The following is a 15,307-nucleotide window of genomic DNA, read 5'->3' as shown; positions in this document are numbered from 1 at the left end:
GGTGACCTGCATGAGGCCTTTTGATGCGTGAATTCCATTTCTACGAACCCAAGCTCGGCCACGGCCTGAAACACGACCCGCTGAACTCCATCGTCGCCCCGCGGCCGATTGGCTGGATCTCCTCGCAAAGCCCTGAGGGGGTGCTGAATCTCGCGCCCTACAGCTTCTTCAATGCCTTCAACTACACGCCGCCGATCATTGGTTTTTCCAGCATTGGCTGGAAGGACAGCGTGCGCAATATTGCCGCCAGCAAAGAGTTCGTCTGGAATCTGGCCAGCCGGCCGCTGGCTGAGCAGATGAACACCAGCTCGGCACTGGTGGCACCGGAGGTCGATGAATTTGAATTGGCTGGCCTGGCCACCGCGCCGTCGCGCCTGGTGAAACCGCCGCGGGTGCTGGCCAGCCCGGTGTCATTCGAATGCCGACTCAGCGATATCGTGCAGCTGCAAAACGCCGATGGCGGGCTGATCAATACCTGGCTGGTACTGGGTGAAGTGGTGGCCGTGCATATCGATACCGCGGTGCTGGAGGACGGTGTGTACAACACCGTACTGGCCCAGCCGATCATGCGCGGCGGCGGTCCCACCGACTACTTCAGCATCAGCGAAAGCCAGCGGTTCCATATGCACCGGCCGGTAGTGGATAAGTGACAGCATGGGTTTCGCTACGCTCTACCCATCAGCCGCCACAAAAATATCTCTAGAACCTTCCAGCTGGCGCGGCCTTCTTAACTAACACCGCCGCCCCCTTACAGGACGTATCGCATCATGCTGGAACCCCTACTGCTTGCCGCCACCCGCGTTTCCACTTTCGATCTCGAGCGGCCGCTGACCAATGCCAGCGGGTTTTTCTTCGCCCGAGATGAGCGCCTGTTTCTGGTCACCAGCCGCCACGTGGTGATCGACGAACCTACCGACCACCACCCCAGCCATCTGCAAATCGAACTGCACACCAACGAAGACAACCTGGCCGAGTCCACCGGGTTCTCCATTCCGTTGTTCGAAGATGGCAAAAGCCTGTGGCGCCAGGGCACCGATTCGGGCGGCGAGATCGATATCGCGCTGATCGAAATCGACCGTAGCGCCCTGCCAGAAACCACCCTGTACCAGGCCTTCACCCCCGAGCACCTGGCGGACATCACCAAGAGCATCGAAATCGGCAGCGCCTTGCTGGTGGTGGGCTTCCCTCTGGGCTTTCACGACACCCTGCACCATATGCCGGTCGCACGGCAGGCCAGCATCGCCTCGGCCTTTGGCCTGCGCTTCAAGGGCGAGGGTTACTTTCTTACCGACGCCCGCACCCACCGTGGCTCCAGCGGCGCGCCAATCGTGATGCGCCTGCCGGCCGACGACAAACGCGAGCTGCCGTGGCTGCTGCTCGGCGTGCACTCGTCGCGCCTGGACGTGAACCGCGACCTTGAGATCGACGAAGCCCTGGGCCTGAACTGCGCCTGGTATTCGGATATTTTGATGACGCTGAGCGAGTAACTCGCCCGCTCAAAACACCGGATTGTCGTCTTTGTCGATGCTGACCACCTTCGCCAGCTCGCCCAGCGCTGCGGTTTCGGCATCGATTTTGTACTCGAAACGCTGGTCCGCCAGAATGCGGTGATACACCGCGTCGCTGCCGCCGCTCTGGCGGCGGATGGCCAAAAACGCCTGGGGTTCCTTACCGACCAGCTTCGCCGCGTTCCAGACCAGGTGATGGGCAAAGGTGCGCTGACTCATGGGATGTTCCTTGTGTCACGCGCTGACGAAGCGCCAGCACAGAGGTCGAGTATGCGCGCCTTTATCCGCCACCACGGCACTCCCTCCCTTCCCCCGCTGCCAAGCTGCACACAGCGCTGTGCAGAAGAGCTTGCACCGGTGAACTTTTCTGTTTAAAAACAATTGGTTTCAAGCGATATCAGGGCACTCTAGCAATTAACTACCCAACGAGTTAATCAATGAAAACCGTGGCAATCGTGTTGTTCCCCGACTTTTTGTTGCTCGATATGGCAGGCCCCTTCGAAGTGTTTTCAGTGGCCAACCGCTATCTGCCGGAAAACGACTGGTATCAGTTGCTGACCATCGGCAGTGAACAGCGGCAGATCCGCGCCTCCAATGGCGTGACGGTGCAAACCCACCTGTCCATTGATGACGGCTGCGAACCCTATGACCTGTTGCTGGTTCCCGGCGGCCCCGGTGCCTACAACGAGCGTTATCCGGCGGTCACCCGTTGGCTGAAAACAGCAGTGCAACGCTGCCCGCTGTACGGCTCGATCTGCACCGGGGCATTTATCCTCGGCGAGGCCGGCCTGCTGGATAACCACCAGGTAACCACCCACTGGAACTACACCGAGCGCCTGGCCAAGCGTTACCCCAAGGCGCGCATCGGCACCGACCAGATCTATATCAAAGACCGCCGCTTGCTGACCTCCGGCGGCGTCACCGCGGGTATCGACATGGCCCTGGCGGTAGTCGCCGAAGACCATGGCAAGGCCATTGCCGTGGATGTCGCCAAGGTGCTGCTGGTGGCAATGAAGCGCCAAGGTGGGCAGGCGCAGTTCAGCCCTATGCTGGCGGCACTGGCCGAGAAGGATTCACCGGTCAACAAAGTGCAGACATACGTGCTGGCGCACCTGGACGAAGACTTCTCCGTCGAGCGCATGGCCAGCCTGGCCGGCATGAGCGCACGGCATTTCGCCCGGGTGTTCAACCGTGAAGTGCAGATGACGCCCATGGAGTTCCTCCAGCACGCGCGCATCGACCGCGCCCGCAGCCTGCTGGAAAGCACCGACCTGCCGCTGAAAACCGTGGCCTACCGCGCGGGCCTGGGCAGCACCCGCCATATGCGTTTTCTATTCAGCGAAAAGCTCGGCCTGACGCCAATACAATACCGCCAGCAATTTGGCTAGAACGGCCATCCTGGAGGGTGTCCGTATTGCGCACTTCGTTGGCCGCCACGGGCCTTCATTGACGCCGCTTCGCTGTTCAACGCCTGCCAGAATCAATGGCAGCTTTGAACAGAGGAAGAGCCATGACCAGTTTCCAATGGATGCCCCGTTGCGCCGCCAACACCCATGACGAGAACGATGCTGAAACCCTGGTCACTGGCGGTTTGACCCCCTGGCGCGAACGCCTGGCGAAAAACCTCATCCACACCCTGCTTGGCGAAAAGATCACCGTCCCGCAACTGGCCCAAGCCTGCGCCCTGTCCCGCAGCCACTTCTCCCGCGCCTTCAAACGCAGCACCGGTATGTCCCCGCAAGACTGGATCCACCGCCAACGCATCGCCCAAGCCAAACGCCTGATCCAGGAGTCCACCATGACCCTGACGCAAATCAGCGCCGAATGCGGCTTCTGCGACCAAGCCCACTTCTCCCGCACCTTCACCAAAACCGAAGGGATCAACCCGATGGTGTGGCGCAACAGGGCAGCGAGTGGCAACAGCTAAGCACCAGCAGCGAGGCTGAAGCCTCCCACAACAACCTCAATCCCTGTAGGAGCGGCTTCAGCCGCGAGTTTTTCGCGGCTGAAGCCGCTCCTACCGGGGATTGAGGGCTGGCTTTTGATCCTGATCTGGCTGTTGATCTACCCGCCCCATAGCACCAACACCAAAACCGCACACTCAACCAGCTCGACCATAGCCCCAGCCGTATCCCCAGTGGTCCCTCCCAGCCGCGCCACCATCACTCTGCGCAACCAGACAAACAGCAATCCCCCACCCAGCAACATCAGCACGGCGCTCCAGCCAAACAGCAACATCGCCAACCCATGCAACCCAAGCACCACCGGCAACCGCTCCCGCGGCAGGTGTTCCGCAAGCGCCTGCCCCAAGCCACCGGCGCGCACATAGGGCGTAGTCATAAACAGCACCGGCAACAAACCCCGCGCCAACCAGGGTGCCAGCAGCAACACACTCGAATGCCCCTGCTCCACCAGCGCCACCAAAGCGGCGAACTTGAGCAGCAACACCACCACCAACACCACCACCGCAATCGGCCCACTGCGCGGGTCTTTCATGATGCTCAGGGTGCGCTCGCGGTCGCCAAAGCCGCCGAGCCAGGCATCGGCACTGTCGGCCAAACCATCCAGGTGCAGCGCCCCACTGAGCGCAACCCACACCGCCAACAACAACGCCGCATGCAACAACAGCGGCGCACCGCCGAGCACGGCATCCACCCCATACAACAGCAGCCCGATCAGCAACCCCACCGCTGGGTACCACAGCAACGAGCGTCCCATCTCCTGCGGACTGCGCATCCCCGGCAAACGCACCGGCAAACTGGTCAGAAACTGCACCGCGATCAACAGCGGAATCATCAGGCCTCCGTCAGCAGGCAAGGCACCTGCACGTTCAGGTGATGCAGGCTGGCGTGTTGCACCTCCACTTGCAGCAAGTGCTCACGGGGCAAACCGCGCGCCTGGGCCAGCAGCAGGCGCATCACCCCGCCATGGCTGATCAGTAACACGCGCTTGCCGTCGTGGTCGGCGGCCAGCCCTTCGATGGCACCCAGCACCCGCTGGGCGAAGACCTGCACCGGCTCACCAGCTGGTGGAGTAAAAGCATATGGGTCGTTCCAGAACAGCCCCAGCTCGGTTTCCTGATCCGCCATCAACGCCAGCGCCGTGCGGCCTTCCCAGGCACCGAAGTGCAGTTCGCGCAGATCGGGCTCCAGTAGCAGCGGCACACCCCGGTCAGCGGCGAGTTCCTGGGCAAAGGCAGCACAGCGTTGCAGCGGTGAACTGACGATCAGATCCCAGGGGCCGGCTTCGACTACCGCAGCACGCATCTGCGCCCAACCCTCGGAAGTGAGGGCATCGTCGATGCTGCCGCGAAAGCCGCCGGCCAGTTCAGTGGCACCATGGCGCAGCAGGCTCAGGTGCAGGGTCACGCTGGGCGGTCGGCCACGGCCGCTTCGGCAAAGGTGGCCATATCGCTGTGCAGGCAGCAGGCCATTTGCAGCAGCGGTACCGCCAGCGCCGCACCACTGCCCTCGCCCAGGCGCAGGCCGAGTTGCAGTAACGGCTGAGCTTGCAGGGCTTCCAGCACAGCGTGATGACCCGGCTCGGCACCTTGATGGGCAAACAGCAGCCACGGTCGGCAATCAGCATTCAGGCGCACGGCGAGCAAGGCGGCGACCGTGCAGATAAAGCCGTCCACCAGCACCGTCAGGCCCTCCTGGGCGCAAGCGATATAGGCACCGACCAGGGCCGCGATCTCGAAACCACCGAGGTGCTGCAACAACGCCAGGGGGTCGGCCAGGTGCGCCGCATGCAGCTGCAGCGCCGCCTCGATCACCGTCACCTTATGGGCCACGCCCGCGGCGTTGAGGCCGGTACCGGGGCCGACGATCAGCCTGGTCGGGCACCCCAGCAACGCGGCGGCCAGGGCGCTGGCCGAGGTGGTGTTGCCAATGCCCATCTCGCCACCGATATACAGCTGGGCACCACTGGCCTTGGCCCGGCGCACGCTGTCACGCCCGGCTTCGAGGGCGATATACAGCTGGGTCTGGGTCATCGCCGGGCCCTGGGCGAAGTTGAAGGTGCCTGCACCCAGGTTCAGGTGCCGCACATTGCGCAGCGGCTCCAGCGGCACGGCGGTGCCGAGGTCGATCACCTCAAGCGCCGCGTCCAGGTGGCGGGCCAATACGCTGATGGCGGCACCACCGTTGATAAAGTTGCGCAGCATTTGCCCGGTGACTTCCTGCGGATAGGCCGACACCCCTTCGGCGACCACGCCATGGTCGGCGGCGAAAATGGCGATCCACAGGCTGTCGATTACCGGCCGTTCGCGACCCTGCATGGCCGCCAGGTCGATGGCCACCTGTTCCAGCACCGCCAGCGAGCCGGCGGGCTTGGTCAAAATCTGCTGACGCGCCTGGGCCTTGCTTTTGGCTACGCAGTCGAGCGGCTGACTGGGCGCAGCCCACCAGGACAAACTCATAACGGCACTCCTTTGAGAATCATCGGTAAGCCAGCCACGGTGAAAATCACCCGCTGGCAACGCTCAGCCAGGGCCTGGTGCAACCAGCCGGCTTCATCGACATAACGGCGGGTGAGCTCGCCGAGCGGCACCACCCCCATACCGGTTTCATTGCTGACCAACAGCAGACGCCCTGGCAACGCGTCCAGGCAGGCCAGCAGCGCCTCGCGTTCGGCGGCCAGGCGCTGAGGATCGTCGAGCATCAGCAGGTTGGTCAGCCACAGCGTCAGGCAGTCCACCAGCAGGCAGTGTTCGGGGGCGGCGTGGGCCTGCAGCGCGTCGGCCAGATAAATCGGTTCTTCCACCAGGCTCCAATGGGCTGGGCGGCGTTCGCGGTGCTGGCGGATACGCTCGCTCATTTCGCCATCCCGGGGTTCCGAGGTGGCGATATAGGTGACGGGCCAGCCGCTTTCCGTGGCCAGGCGCTCGGCCAGACGGCTTTTGCCGGAACGGGCACCGCCGAGAATCAGTTCATGCATGGGGGGTGCCTTTGAGCCTGATGTACGGCGGGAAATTCTGGGTCCCAGCCTGCGCTGGGACGACGGTGGTGGTACTCACAACTCCGTCATCCCAGCGCAGGCTGGGACCCAGAATCTGCCAGGACGACGCGCTCGCTGTCATAACCCGAACATCCCCTTCAACTGTGGCCAGGACGGTGCTGGCGCTAACAACTCCGTCATCCCAGCGCAGGCTGGGATCCAGAATCTGCCAGGACGACGCGCTCGCTGTCATAACCCGCACATCCCCTTCAATTGTGGCCAGGACGGTGCTGGCGCTAACAACTCCGTCATGCCAGCGCAGGCTGGGATCCAGAATCTGCCAGGACGACGCGCTCGCTGTCATAACCCGCACATCCCCTTCAACTGTGGCCAGGACGGTGCTGGCGCTAACAACTCCGTCATCCCAGCGCAGGCTGGGGTCCAGAATCTGCCAGGACGACGCGCTCGCTGTCATAACCCGCACATCCCCTTCAATTTATGCACATCCAAATGCTGTTCGACCAAATCCGCCAAGCGCTCCAGATCCCGCTCACGAAGCGCGTGGTAATCCACCTCTTGCACCTCTTGCACCCCGGCCCAACGCAGTAACGCACTACAAGCCGAGGGGCTTTCGAACAGGCCATGCAGGTAGGTGCCGAGAATCTGCCCATCGTCACTGCGCACGCCATCACAGCGGCCATCGTCGAGCTGCACGGCGAACTGTTCCAGGGCCGGACCCGTGCTGACCCCGGCATGAATTTCATAGCCGCTGATGGCAGCCTCTTCCAGCCACAGGCGCCCCTGCACATTGCGCAGTTGTTTGTGTTCGGCCAGTACGGTGGCGAAGTCCAGCAGGCCCAGGCCCGGGCTGGACCCGGCGGCACCTTCCAACCCCAGCGGGTCATGCAGTTGGGTGCCGAGCATCTGCAGTCCACCGCAGACGCCGAGCAGCTTGCCGCCGTAACGCAGGTGTTTGTTGATAGCGGCCTCCCAACCATTGCTGCGCAGTACCTTGAGGTCGCCACGGGTGCTTTTCGAGCCCGGCAAAATAATCAGATCGGTGGGCGGAATGGCTTGGCCGGGGCCGATAAATTGCAGATCGACCTGGGGGTGCAGGCGCAGCGGGTCGAAGTCGGTGTGGTTGCTGATGCGCGGCAGCACCGGCACCACCACCTTGAGCACCTGGGCAGCTTTGGCGATCTGCCGGGTGTCGATGGCGTCTTCGGCTTCCAGGTGCAGGTCGGTGAGGTACGGCAACACCCCCAGCACCGGTTTGCCGGTGCGCTGCTCCAGCCAGTCGAGGCCCGGTTGCAGCAGGCTCAGGGCACCGCGAAAGCGGTTGATGACAAAACCTTTGACCCGCGCCTGCTCGCTTTCGGATAGCAGTTCCAAGGTCCCCACCAGATGGGCAAACACCCCGCCGCGGTCGATGTCGGCGATCAGGATCACCGGGCAATCCACCGCCTCGGCAAAGCCCATATTGGCGATATCGCCGGCACGCAGATTGATCTCTGCGGGCGAGCCGGCCCCCTCCACCATCACCACTTGGTAGGCATCGCTGAGCCGCTGGTGCGACTGCAGCACCGCCTGCATGGCGACCTTTTTATAGTCGTGGTACTGCGCCGCCTCCATGCTGGTGACGGCGCGGCCATGGATGATCACCTGGGCACCGGTGTCGCTATTGGGTTTGAGCAGCACCGGGTTCATATCGGTATGTGCCGGCAAACCACAGGCCTGGGCCTGCACGGCCTGGGCGCGGCCGATTTCGCCGCCGTCCACCGTCACCGCGCTGTTGAGCGCCATGTTCTGCGGTTTGAACGGCACCACGGCCACGCCCTGGCGATGCAACCAGCGGCACAACGCGGCGACCAGGGTGCTTTTACCGGCATCCGACGTGGTGCCTTGCACCATCAGACTACTCATTGCCCAAGCTCCATCCAGTCCTGCAATACCCAGGTTAAACGCTGCCATTCACCCTCATCGGCGGGCAGACCGAAACGCAGACTGCTGGTCGCCGTAAACAGGCGCAGCAAGACGCCTTGGCAGGCGAAAAAATCGTATAGCAGACTGGCATCTTCGCCTTGCCACCACTGAAACAGGCCACAGCCACCGGTGGGTTGCAGGCCATGATCCGTCAACAATTGAGCCAGGCGTGCGCTGGCTTGCAGGACGCGTTGGCGTTGCTGTTGTTGCGCCGCCATGTCGGCAAAGCAGTGTGCCGCCACCGTGCGTGTCGGGCCATTGATGGTCCATGGCCCGAGCCGGTCAGCCAGCGCCTGCAACAGCGGTGTCGCCGCCAGCACATAGCCCAGCCGCGCCCCGGCCAGGCCAAAGAACTTGCCGAACGAGCGCAGCACAATCAGCCCTTCGCGCGCGCTTTCGGTTGCCAGGCTGTGCTCCGGGGTGATGTCGATAAAGGCTTCATCCACCAGCAACCAACCGCCGCGCTCGGCCAGCAGTGCATGCCAGGCCAGCAACTGCTCGCGGCTGCACAGGCGGCCGGTGGGGTTGTTCGGGTTGACCACCACCAGCACGTCCAGACCGGGTAACTGCGCCTCGAGCTCGGCGTCGGTTATCTCCACCACAGAATGCCCGGCCTGGTGCCAGGCGTGCGCATGCTCGGCGTAACAAGGCGACAACACGCCCACCCGGCTGTGTTGACGCAGCCGTGGCAACAGCTGAATCGCCGCCTGCGAGCCAGCCACGGGCAATAGCTGGCTGACCCCGTAATAGCCGCACGCGGCGGCATGCAGAGCGTCGCCGGGTTCCGGCAAACGCGCCCAGGCACTCAGGGGAATCGGCGGCAGTGCAAAGGGCCAGGGGGCGATGCCGGTGGACAGGTCCAACCAGTCGCCCAGGGCGATGTCATAGTCGCGCGCTGCCTGCTGCAAACGCCCGCCATGCGGCAAGCCGCCTTCGATGGGTTCACGCAAACAGGCGTCCTCCCAGCAACAAAACCAACAACCACAGCAGTACACCGCGACGCACCAGGCGTAGCGCACGCTCGATGGCCTCGGCGTCGGCGGGCGGGCCTTCGCCCAATGGCGGGCGTTGCCGCAGGGCACCGTGGTACATGGCTGGACGCCCCAGCGCGACGCCCAGGGCACCGGCACCAGCGGCCATTACAGGACCGGCGTTCGGGCTGTACCAGGTAAACCCCTGGCGCCACCAGCAACGCAGGGCCAGACGAGTATTGCCGAGCAACGCGTAGGTCAGCGCCACCAGCCGTGCCGGAATCAGGTTGAGCACGTCGTCAATGCGCGCAGCCGCCCAGCCAAAGCGCTCGAAACGCGCATTGCGGTAGCCCCACATGGCGTCCAGGGTGTTGCTCAGGCGGTACAGCACCACACCGGGAGCGCCGAGCACAACGAACCAGAACAGCGCGGCAAATACCGCGTCACTGCCGTTTTCCAGCACCGACTCGGTGGCGGCCAGGGCCACGCCCTGCTCGTCCAGCGCCGAGGTATCACGGCTGACGATATAGCCGACCCGCTCGCGGGCCTTGGCCAGCTCACCGTCGCGCAGCGCCTGGCTAATCGGCTGGGCATGCTCGGTGAGGCTTTGCAGGCCCAATGCCAGATACAGCGCAACGATCTCCACCAGCCAGCCAACATATGGCAACAGGCTCAGTAACCAGGCGGCCAGGGTTAGCGGCAGCACCGCCAGCACCCAGGCGGTAACGCCGTGGCTGCGCCAGCCGCGGCCGCTGTCGTCTGCGGCGGCGCTGTAAGGACGGTTGAAGCGGCGCTCCAGGGCATTGGCCAGGCGGCCAAAACCGACCAGCGGATGCCAACGTTTCGGCTCAGCGAAAATGGCGTCCAGGGCAACGCCAGCGACGCTCAGCAAGGCGATGCTCATGGCTGCGCCTCCCAGGTGTCGGTGAACAGCAGTTCTGCCAAGGGGCGCGGTGTGGCCCAGCCTTGCTGTTGCAGCATGGGCGTCGGGTAAAACTCCGGCACCGGGCCCAGGCACAGCACCGCCACCGGTTTGGCACCGAGCGGCAAGTGCAGCAGAGCGGCCAGCGCCTGCGGCTCGAACAACGACACCCAGCCCACCCCCAGGCCTTCGGCGCGGGCCGCCAGCCAGAGGTTTTGAATAGCGCACGACACCGAGGCCAGGTCCATCTCCGGCAAGGTGCGGCGGCCAAACACATGAGCCTCGCGGCCGTCAGCGAGGGCGATCACCAACAGTTCGGCGCAGTCACGAATGCCCTCGACCTTCAGGCGCATAAACTCATCGGCCCGTTCGCCCAGGGCCTCGGCGGTGCGTACCCGCTCCTCTTCCACCAGGCCATGGATGGCCTCGCGCAGCTCGCCACGGGTGATGCGGATAAACCGCCACGGCTGCATCAAACCGACACTGGGGGCGTGATGCGCGGCTTCCAGCAAGCGCACGAGTACCTCGGGTGCCACCGTGCCGCCGCTGAAATGGCGCATATCGCGGCGCTCGGCGATGGCGCGGTAGATCGCCGCGCGCTCGGCGCAACTGTAAGCGTGCTCGCTCATGCCGGTTGCGCTTCCCCGCTGGTATTAGCAAGCGCGGCCAGCGACGCCGCGCCGGGTACAAACAAAGCAGCGGCGGCCTGCGGATTGGACGGCATATACAGGTGGATATACGAAGCCGTCAGACGGCCGATGCGGTACACCGCTTCCGCGGTGCGCTGGTAGGTCGGGCAGACACCACGGGCCAGGGGCGCGAGGGCGCAGTCCAGCTCCGAGTAGTGATAGGTGTGGCCACGCAGCCGCCCTTCCGGCAGGTCGACTTCCTGCAAGGCCAGGGCCTTGAGCTTCTTGTGCATCTGCGCGCTACCCGGCAGCAGGCCGAGCAATTCGCCACGGGTGCCCTCCTTGTCGCTCAGCGCGTCGAGCAGATAGAGCATGCCGCCGCATTCGGCGTGGATCGGTTTGCCGGCCGCGTGGTGGGCGTGAACGGCGGCGCGCATCGCCTGGTTGGCCTGCAGCGGTGCCAGATGCAGCTCGGGGTAACCGCCGGGCAGGTACAGGCTGTCGACTTGCGGCAGCACGCTGTCGCGCAGGGGCGAAAACTCGATCAGCTCGGCACCCAGCTCGCGCAGCAGGTCGAGGTTGGCCTGGTAGAGAAAGGCAAACGAGGTGTCGCGGGCCACACCGATGCGGATGCCGGCCAGCAACGGCGGAATCTGCCGGCTCTGCTCCGGCGCGGCAAAGCTGACTGGCGGCGGCAGGCGGGTATCGGCGCTGGCGGCCAGGGCGTCGGCGGCGGCATCCAGACGGGCATCCAGATCCTCCAGCTCTTCAGCCTGCACCAGGCCCAGATGGCGGCTCGGCAGTTCAATGCTGGCGCTGCGCGGCAAGGCGCCATACCAGCGGATGCTGGCCGGCAGGCAATCACGCAGGATTTCGCCATGGCGGGCGCTGCCGGTGCGGTTGGCCAACACCCCGGAGAATGGCAGGTCGGCCTGGTAGGTGGCCATGCCATGGGCCATGGCACCGAAGGTCTGGGCCATGCCCGAGCCATCGATCAGGGCCAGCACCGGCACACCGAAATGCCGCGCCAGATCGGCCGCCGACGGCGTGCCGTCAAACAGGCCCATCACCCCCTCGATCAGAATCAGATCAGCCTCGGCCGCCGCTTCCCAGAGCAGACGACGGCTTTCCTCGGCACCAACCATCCACAGATCCAGTTGGTACACCGGCGCAGCGCTGGCGCGGGCGAGAATCATCGGGTCGAGAAAATCCGGCCCGCATTTGAATACCCGCACCCGTTTGCCTTGGCGGCTATGCAAGCGCGCCAGGGCGGCGGTGACCGTGGTTTTGCCCTGGCCGGAGGCTGGCGCGGCAATCAACAGCGCCGGGCAGGCATGGGCAGTGGCGTGGCTCAAAACTCCACCCCGGCCTGGGCTTTGACGCCGGATTTGAACGCGTGCTTGAGCATGCCCATTTCGGTGACGGTATCGGCCGCGTCAATCAGCGCAGGCGGCGCGCCACGGCCGGTGGCGACCACATGCTGAAACTCGGGACGACCGCCGATATCGGCAAGTACGCTGTCGAGGTCGAGGTAGTTGTGTTTGAGGGCGATATTCAGCTCATCGAGCACCACCAGGCCAATGCCCGGGTCATTGAGCAACTGCTTGGCCACCGCCCAGGCGGCCACGGCTTTGTCGATATCGCGCTGGCGGTCCTGGGTATCCCAGGTGTAGCCCTCGCCCATCACGTGGTAGCTGACTTCTTCAGGAAAGCGGCGGAAGAACTTTTCCTCACCCGTGCTCGCGGCACCTTTGATGAACTGCACTACGCCGACCTTCATGCCGTGACCCAGGGCCCGGGCGACCATGCCGAATGCCGAGCTGCTTTTACCCTTGCCATTGCCGGTGTGCACCAGCAGCAGACCGTATTCGTCCTGGGCTAGGGCGATCTTTTCATCGATCAAGGCTTTTTTGCGGGCCATGCGCGCTTTGTGGCGGGCGTCGCGCTCTGCGGATTCGCTCATTGCTTACCTCGGCAACTCGGTTGATCCAAACCGTTTGAAAACGTAGCGAGCGAAGGATAGGCAAGGCGCTTTCAATATCAAAGACAGGCGAACAAGCGGAGTTGGCTGTAGCCAATGAGCATTGTGAGTCTGTTTTTAACGCCGCTTAGCCGAGCGCAGTAGTTTTCACACGGTTTGGTTGAGGCTAGCGGAGAATGGCGGACGCACGGGGATAGGAAGAACCACCCGACGCCAAGCAAAGCCCTCCGCAATGCCATGGAACTGCGACAGGCCGGTCTCCGGGCTTATGAGCGTGGCCGGATGCGGCCAACAGAAAATCGCGCCTTCCCATGACAGGTCACAGTGGCGTTGCGGGTTTTCAGCTCAATTACCGTTGCGGGGGCAGCGTCGGATTGGAGGCACCTGAAGTGCTTTAACCGACTTCCCAGTTTCAGCCTAAAAAAGGCCACCTGAAGCAAGGCAGGCAGGGTAGAGGGTTGGGGGTTGAGCGTCAAATCGACAGCGCTCAGCAAAACTTTATCGGGGCACCCCGATTTTCCGCTCTGCCCCCTCCCTAAAGTTCCCCGGACTTGAACCTTGCCGGGAATCTCGCCTGTGTTGGCTTACTGTGCGCTGAACCTTGAATTCCGCTCAAATCGTAGTTAAACCTACTTTTGACTTTGCAACTCTTGCCATCGCCAGCCAGGCTTATAACCGCCTTTCACCTCAGGGTGATGTAGCCCTCTATTAATACAGCCAGCATGCAGCGCATGCACTTCTACTCACAGTTCCGAAGCAATAAAAGCTTGCGCCCGGATATTAAGACCCATAGCAACAATTGGTTCCAGGGCCAATGAGAGACCGTCAAAGATAACTGAAGTAGCATCGCCACCGGCTTCAGCCCCCCACAAAACACCTACAACCTCTCCGTCGATAATTAATGGCCCACCTGAATCGCCGCGCTCAAATGCCCCGTCAATAGACGCCACATTAAAAACCTCCCCATCTTTAGTGTTGCGATGAGACCGTACCTTCACACCAATACTTCGCTGTACCCCATCCGCTCGCGGGCCATACCCGTAAGCGATGCCTATCGTGTTAGCGCCGACGGTGGCCCCCGCTGCCATAAAGTTGCGCCCCAATCGGGCGTATTGATCAAGCGCTATCGGTGTAGCCAACACCAACAGTCTCGCTTGGGTCCCAGGAACATCGTGGACGCTCTCAAGCAAGACGGAGCGCTCCTTAAAAACAACTGCTTTAGCGTTGCAATGCTGAGCAGTAACGACGATCTGCGGTGTGACGGCTGCGCCTGTGCACCCTTCCGTTTGTTGGTTATCGACCACATTGATCACCCGCACGACCCATGACTGCGCTGAAGGCGAACCTCCACGGATGGCCAGCGCATCGTTGCAAGCCAGCAATGCCACAATCGACAATGCGCTGGTCAGCACGGCCAAGAGCCTGCTCTGCAAGTTCTCGCGCAGCCTTAACCACGTGATCGGATACGACCTAGGCAAGTTATCTATTGCAAGCACCCACCCCTGCCGAAAATTTATTAATGACGTCATCGCGTAAACCTCGTGTCTGACTTTGCATTGGAGTTTTTATCGATCTTTCCTGACCTGATCCAAACTTCGCTCACGACCCACTCATAACACCGACGACCAAAACTTAACCAACACAGTTAAATAATCAATACAATTTCAGTGCATTCAGAAGCAACCTACGAGCAAAAATTATTACTCCACACCTACTAATCAGCAAAATAAATTATTAAATTTAGGACCACTTAAATTTGGCAAGGAAAACACCTAAAACAATTGCTTTTCAGGCCTGCTAAACATAAAGCTTCATATGTAGACGATGTGGTATTCCGACTTTCGTCGCCATGAAAAAAGGCGCACGCGGTTATCCACAAAAGGACGCCGCAACCGACGAACTGCACCAGGCGTTGAATGCTGTGGCGGGGTTGGGGTTGCGCCGTACGAGAAGGCATCGTCGACCCCGACCACGGACGCTGGCTCGCGCAACACCACCGCCCCCCAGCAAGCACTGTCATCCCAGCGCAGGCTGGGATCCAGGCTGGCTCAGGGAAATACGCATGACGCAGCATTCTGGGTCCCAGCCTTCGCTGGGACGACGGATGATGGGGTTAATGACGGGGGTTAAAGCCTGGCGGTTTCATGGCCAACCACTCCTCAGACGCTGGCGCGCTCAACACCACCAGCATCCCAGCAAGCATCGTCATCCCAGCGCAGGCTGGGATCCAGGCTGGCTCAGGGAAATACGCACGACGCCGCATTCTGGGTCCCAGCCTTCCTGGGACGACGGATGATGGGGTTAATGACGGGGGTTAAAGCCTGGCGGTTTCATGGCCAACCACTCCTCAGACGCTGGCGCGCTCAACACCACCA

The 15,307-nt window shown here is 62.5% G+C and carries 16 protein-coding genes and 1 riboswitch; of the genes, 4 read left to right on the top strand and 12 right to left on the bottom strand.

Going from position 1 to position 15,307, the window contains the following annotated elements; all coding sequences use genetic code 11:
- Positions 1 to 23: 23 nt before the first annotated feature.
- Both ACVW0Y_RS10945 and ACVW0Y_RS10940 read left to right on the top strand, forming a co-directional pair.
- Positions 24 to 650 carry a flavin reductase family protein gene (locus ACVW0Y_RS10945; protein WP_457438230.1) on the top strand — a complete coding sequence of 209 codons (627 nt, stop codon included), beginning with the start codon at positions 24 to 26 and terminating at the stop codon, positions 648 to 650.
- A gap of 117 nt (positions 651 to 767) precedes the next feature.
- Positions 768 to 1,487 (top strand): S1 family peptidase, encoded by a 720-nt coding sequence (locus ACVW0Y_RS10940; protein WP_457438228.1) that lies wholly within the window; start codon positions 768 to 770, stop codon positions 1,485 to 1,487.
- A gap of 9 nt (positions 1,488 to 1,496) precedes the next feature.
- Here ACVW0Y_RS10940 and ACVW0Y_RS10935 read toward each other — a convergent pair whose 3' ends face one another.
- Positions 1,497 to 1,727, bottom strand: a complete 231-nt coding sequence (locus ACVW0Y_RS10935) for a hypothetical protein (protein ID WP_457438227.1) — start codon at positions 1,725 to 1,727, stop codon at positions 1,497 to 1,499.
- Between the two features lie 218 nt (positions 1,728 to 1,945).
- Between ACVW0Y_RS10935 and ACVW0Y_RS10930 the strand changes: the two genes are divergently transcribed.
- Both ACVW0Y_RS10930 and ACVW0Y_RS10925 read left to right on the top strand, forming a co-directional pair.
- On the top strand, positions 1,946 to 2,896 hold the full coding sequence (locus ACVW0Y_RS10930; RefSeq protein ID WP_457438225.1) for a GlxA family transcriptional regulator: 951 nt from the start codon (positions 1,946 to 1,948) through the stop codon (positions 2,894 to 2,896).
- 140 nt (positions 2,897 to 3,036) lie between these two features.
- Positions 3,037 to 3,435 (top strand): helix-turn-helix domain-containing protein, encoded by a 399-nt coding sequence (locus ACVW0Y_RS10925; RefSeq protein WP_457438479.1) that lies wholly within the window; start codon positions 3,037 to 3,039, stop codon positions 3,433 to 3,435.
- A 137-nt stretch (positions 3,436 to 3,572) separates the two neighbouring features.
- Here ACVW0Y_RS10925 and ACVW0Y_RS10920 read toward each other — a convergent pair whose 3' ends face one another.
- From ACVW0Y_RS10920 to ACVW0Y_RS10870, 11 genes are all read right to left on the bottom strand, one after another.
- Positions 3,573 to 4,304, bottom strand: coding sequence for an adenosylcobinamide-GDP ribazoletransferase (locus tag ACVW0Y_RS10920; RefSeq protein WP_457438223.1), 732 nt, complete (start codon positions 4,302 to 4,304; stop codon positions 3,573 to 3,575).
- Positions 4,304 to 4,876, bottom strand: a complete 573-nt coding sequence (cobC, locus tag ACVW0Y_RS10915) for an alpha-ribazole phosphatase family protein (protein ID WP_457438222.1) — start codon at positions 4,874 to 4,876, stop codon at positions 4,304 to 4,306. The genes ACVW0Y_RS10920 and cobC overlap by 1 nt, the downstream gene beginning before the upstream one ends.
- Complete coding sequence (cobT, locus tag ACVW0Y_RS10910; RefSeq protein WP_457438221.1) at positions 4,873 to 5,928, bottom strand: nicotinate-nucleotide--dimethylbenzimidazole phosphoribosyltransferase; 1,056 nt, start codon at positions 5,926 to 5,928, stop codon at positions 4,873 to 4,875. Before cobT ends, cobC begins: the two co-directional genes overlap by 4 nt.
- Complete coding sequence (gene cobU / locus ACVW0Y_RS10905; protein ID WP_457438220.1) at positions 5,925 to 6,446, bottom strand: bifunctional adenosylcobinamide kinase/adenosylcobinamide-phosphate guanylyltransferase; 522 nt, start codon at positions 6,444 to 6,446, stop codon at positions 5,925 to 5,927. The genes cobT and cobU overlap by 4 nt, the downstream gene beginning before the upstream one ends.
- 471 nt (positions 6,447 to 6,917) lie before the next feature.
- Positions 6,918 to 8,369 (bottom strand): cobyric acid synthase, encoded by a 1,452-nt coding sequence (locus ACVW0Y_RS10900; protein WP_457438218.1) that lies wholly within the window; start codon positions 8,367 to 8,369, stop codon positions 6,918 to 6,920.
- Positions 8,366 to 9,379, bottom strand: a complete 1,014-nt coding sequence (gene cobD, locus ACVW0Y_RS10895; RefSeq protein WP_457438216.1) for a threonine-phosphate decarboxylase CobD — start codon at positions 9,377 to 9,379, stop codon at positions 8,366 to 8,368. The genes ACVW0Y_RS10900 and cobD overlap by 4 nt, the downstream gene beginning before the upstream one ends.
- A complete protein-coding gene (gene cbiB / locus ACVW0Y_RS10890; protein WP_457438214.1) occupies positions 9,372 to 10,304 on the bottom strand; it encodes an adenosylcobinamide-phosphate synthase CbiB in 933 nt (310 codons plus the stop codon). The genes cobD and cbiB overlap by 8 nt, the downstream gene beginning before the upstream one ends.
- Complete coding sequence (gene bluB, locus ACVW0Y_RS10885; RefSeq protein WP_457438212.1) at positions 10,301 to 10,951, bottom strand: 5,6-dimethylbenzimidazole synthase; 651 nt, start codon at positions 10,949 to 10,951, stop codon at positions 10,301 to 10,303. The genes cbiB and bluB overlap by 4 nt, the downstream gene beginning before the upstream one ends.
- Entirely contained in the window at positions 10,948 to 12,306 is a 1,359-nt protein-coding gene (locus ACVW0Y_RS10880) for a cobyrinate a,c-diamide synthase (RefSeq protein ID WP_457438210.1), read from the bottom strand. The genes bluB and ACVW0Y_RS10880 overlap by 4 nt, the downstream gene beginning before the upstream one ends.
- The gene (gene cobO, locus ACVW0Y_RS10875; RefSeq protein WP_457438208.1) at positions 12,303 to 12,914 is read right to left on the bottom strand and encodes a cob(I)yrinic acid a,c-diamide adenosyltransferase; all 612 of its coding nucleotides are present in this window, start codon (positions 12,912 to 12,914) and stop codon (positions 12,303 to 12,305) included. Before cobO ends, ACVW0Y_RS10880 begins: the two co-directional genes overlap by 4 nt.
- A 252-nt stretch (positions 12,915 to 13,166) precedes the next feature.
- A riboswitch (cobalamin riboswitch) is annotated at positions 13,167 to 13,382 on the bottom strand.
- A gap of 293 nt (positions 13,383 to 13,675) precedes the next feature.
- Positions 13,676 to 14,344: a trypsin-like serine protease gene (locus ACVW0Y_RS10870; RefSeq protein WP_457438478.1), complete on the bottom strand. Its 669-nt coding sequence runs from the start codon at positions 14,342 to 14,344 to the stop codon at positions 13,676 to 13,678.
- Positions 14,345 to 15,307 lie beyond the last annotated feature (963 nt).

The sequence above is a fragment of the Pseudomonas sp. TE3786 genome (assembly GCF_054057335.1).
The sequence above is the reverse complement of the archived record's forward strand: the minus strand, read 5'-3'. Positions and strand labels throughout refer to the sequence as shown.

Coding starts and splice junctions, on each gene's coding strand:
- ACVW0Y_RS10945 (WP_457438230.1), top strand. CDS start 24: ATGCGTGAATTCCATTTCTACGAACCCAAGCTCGGCCACGGCCTGAAA.
- ACVW0Y_RS10940 (WP_457438228.1), top strand. CDS start 768: ATGCTGGAACCCCTACTGCTTGCCGCCACCCGCGTTTCCACTTTCGAT.
- ACVW0Y_RS10935 (WP_457438227.1), bottom strand. CDS start 1,727: ATGAGTCAGCGCACCTTTGCCCATCACCTGGTCTGGAACGCGGCGAAG.
- ACVW0Y_RS10930 (WP_457438225.1), top strand. CDS start 1,946: ATGAAAACCGTGGCAATCGTGTTGTTCCCCGACTTTTTGTTGCTCGAT.
- ACVW0Y_RS10925 (WP_457438479.1), top strand. CDS start 3,037: ATGCCCCGTTGCGCCGCCAACACCCATGACGAGAACGATGCTGAAACC.
- ACVW0Y_RS10920 (WP_457438223.1), bottom strand. CDS start 4,304: ATGATTCCGCTGTTGATCGCGGTGCAGTTTCTGACCAGTTTGCCGGTG.
- cobT (WP_457438221.1), bottom strand. CDS start 5,928: ATGAGTTTGTCCTGGTGGGCTGCGCCCAGTCAGCCGCTCGACTGCGTA.
- cobU (WP_457438220.1), bottom strand. CDS start 6,446: ATGCATGAACTGATTCTCGGCGGTGCCCGTTCCGGCAAAAGCCGTCTG.
- ACVW0Y_RS10900 (WP_457438218.1), bottom strand. CDS start 8,369: ATGAGTAGTCTGATGGTGCAAGGCACCACGTCGGATGCCGGTAAAAGC.
- cbiB (WP_457438214.1), bottom strand. CDS start 10,304: ATGAGCATCGCCTTGCTGAGCGTCGCTGGCGTTGCCCTGGACGCCATT.
- bluB (WP_457438212.1), bottom strand. CDS start 10,951: ATGAGCGAGCACGCTTACAGTTGCGCCGAGCGCGCGGCGATCTACCGC.
- cobO (WP_457438208.1), bottom strand. CDS start 12,914: ATGAGCGAATCCGCAGAGCGCGACGCCCGCCACAAAGCGCGCATGGCC.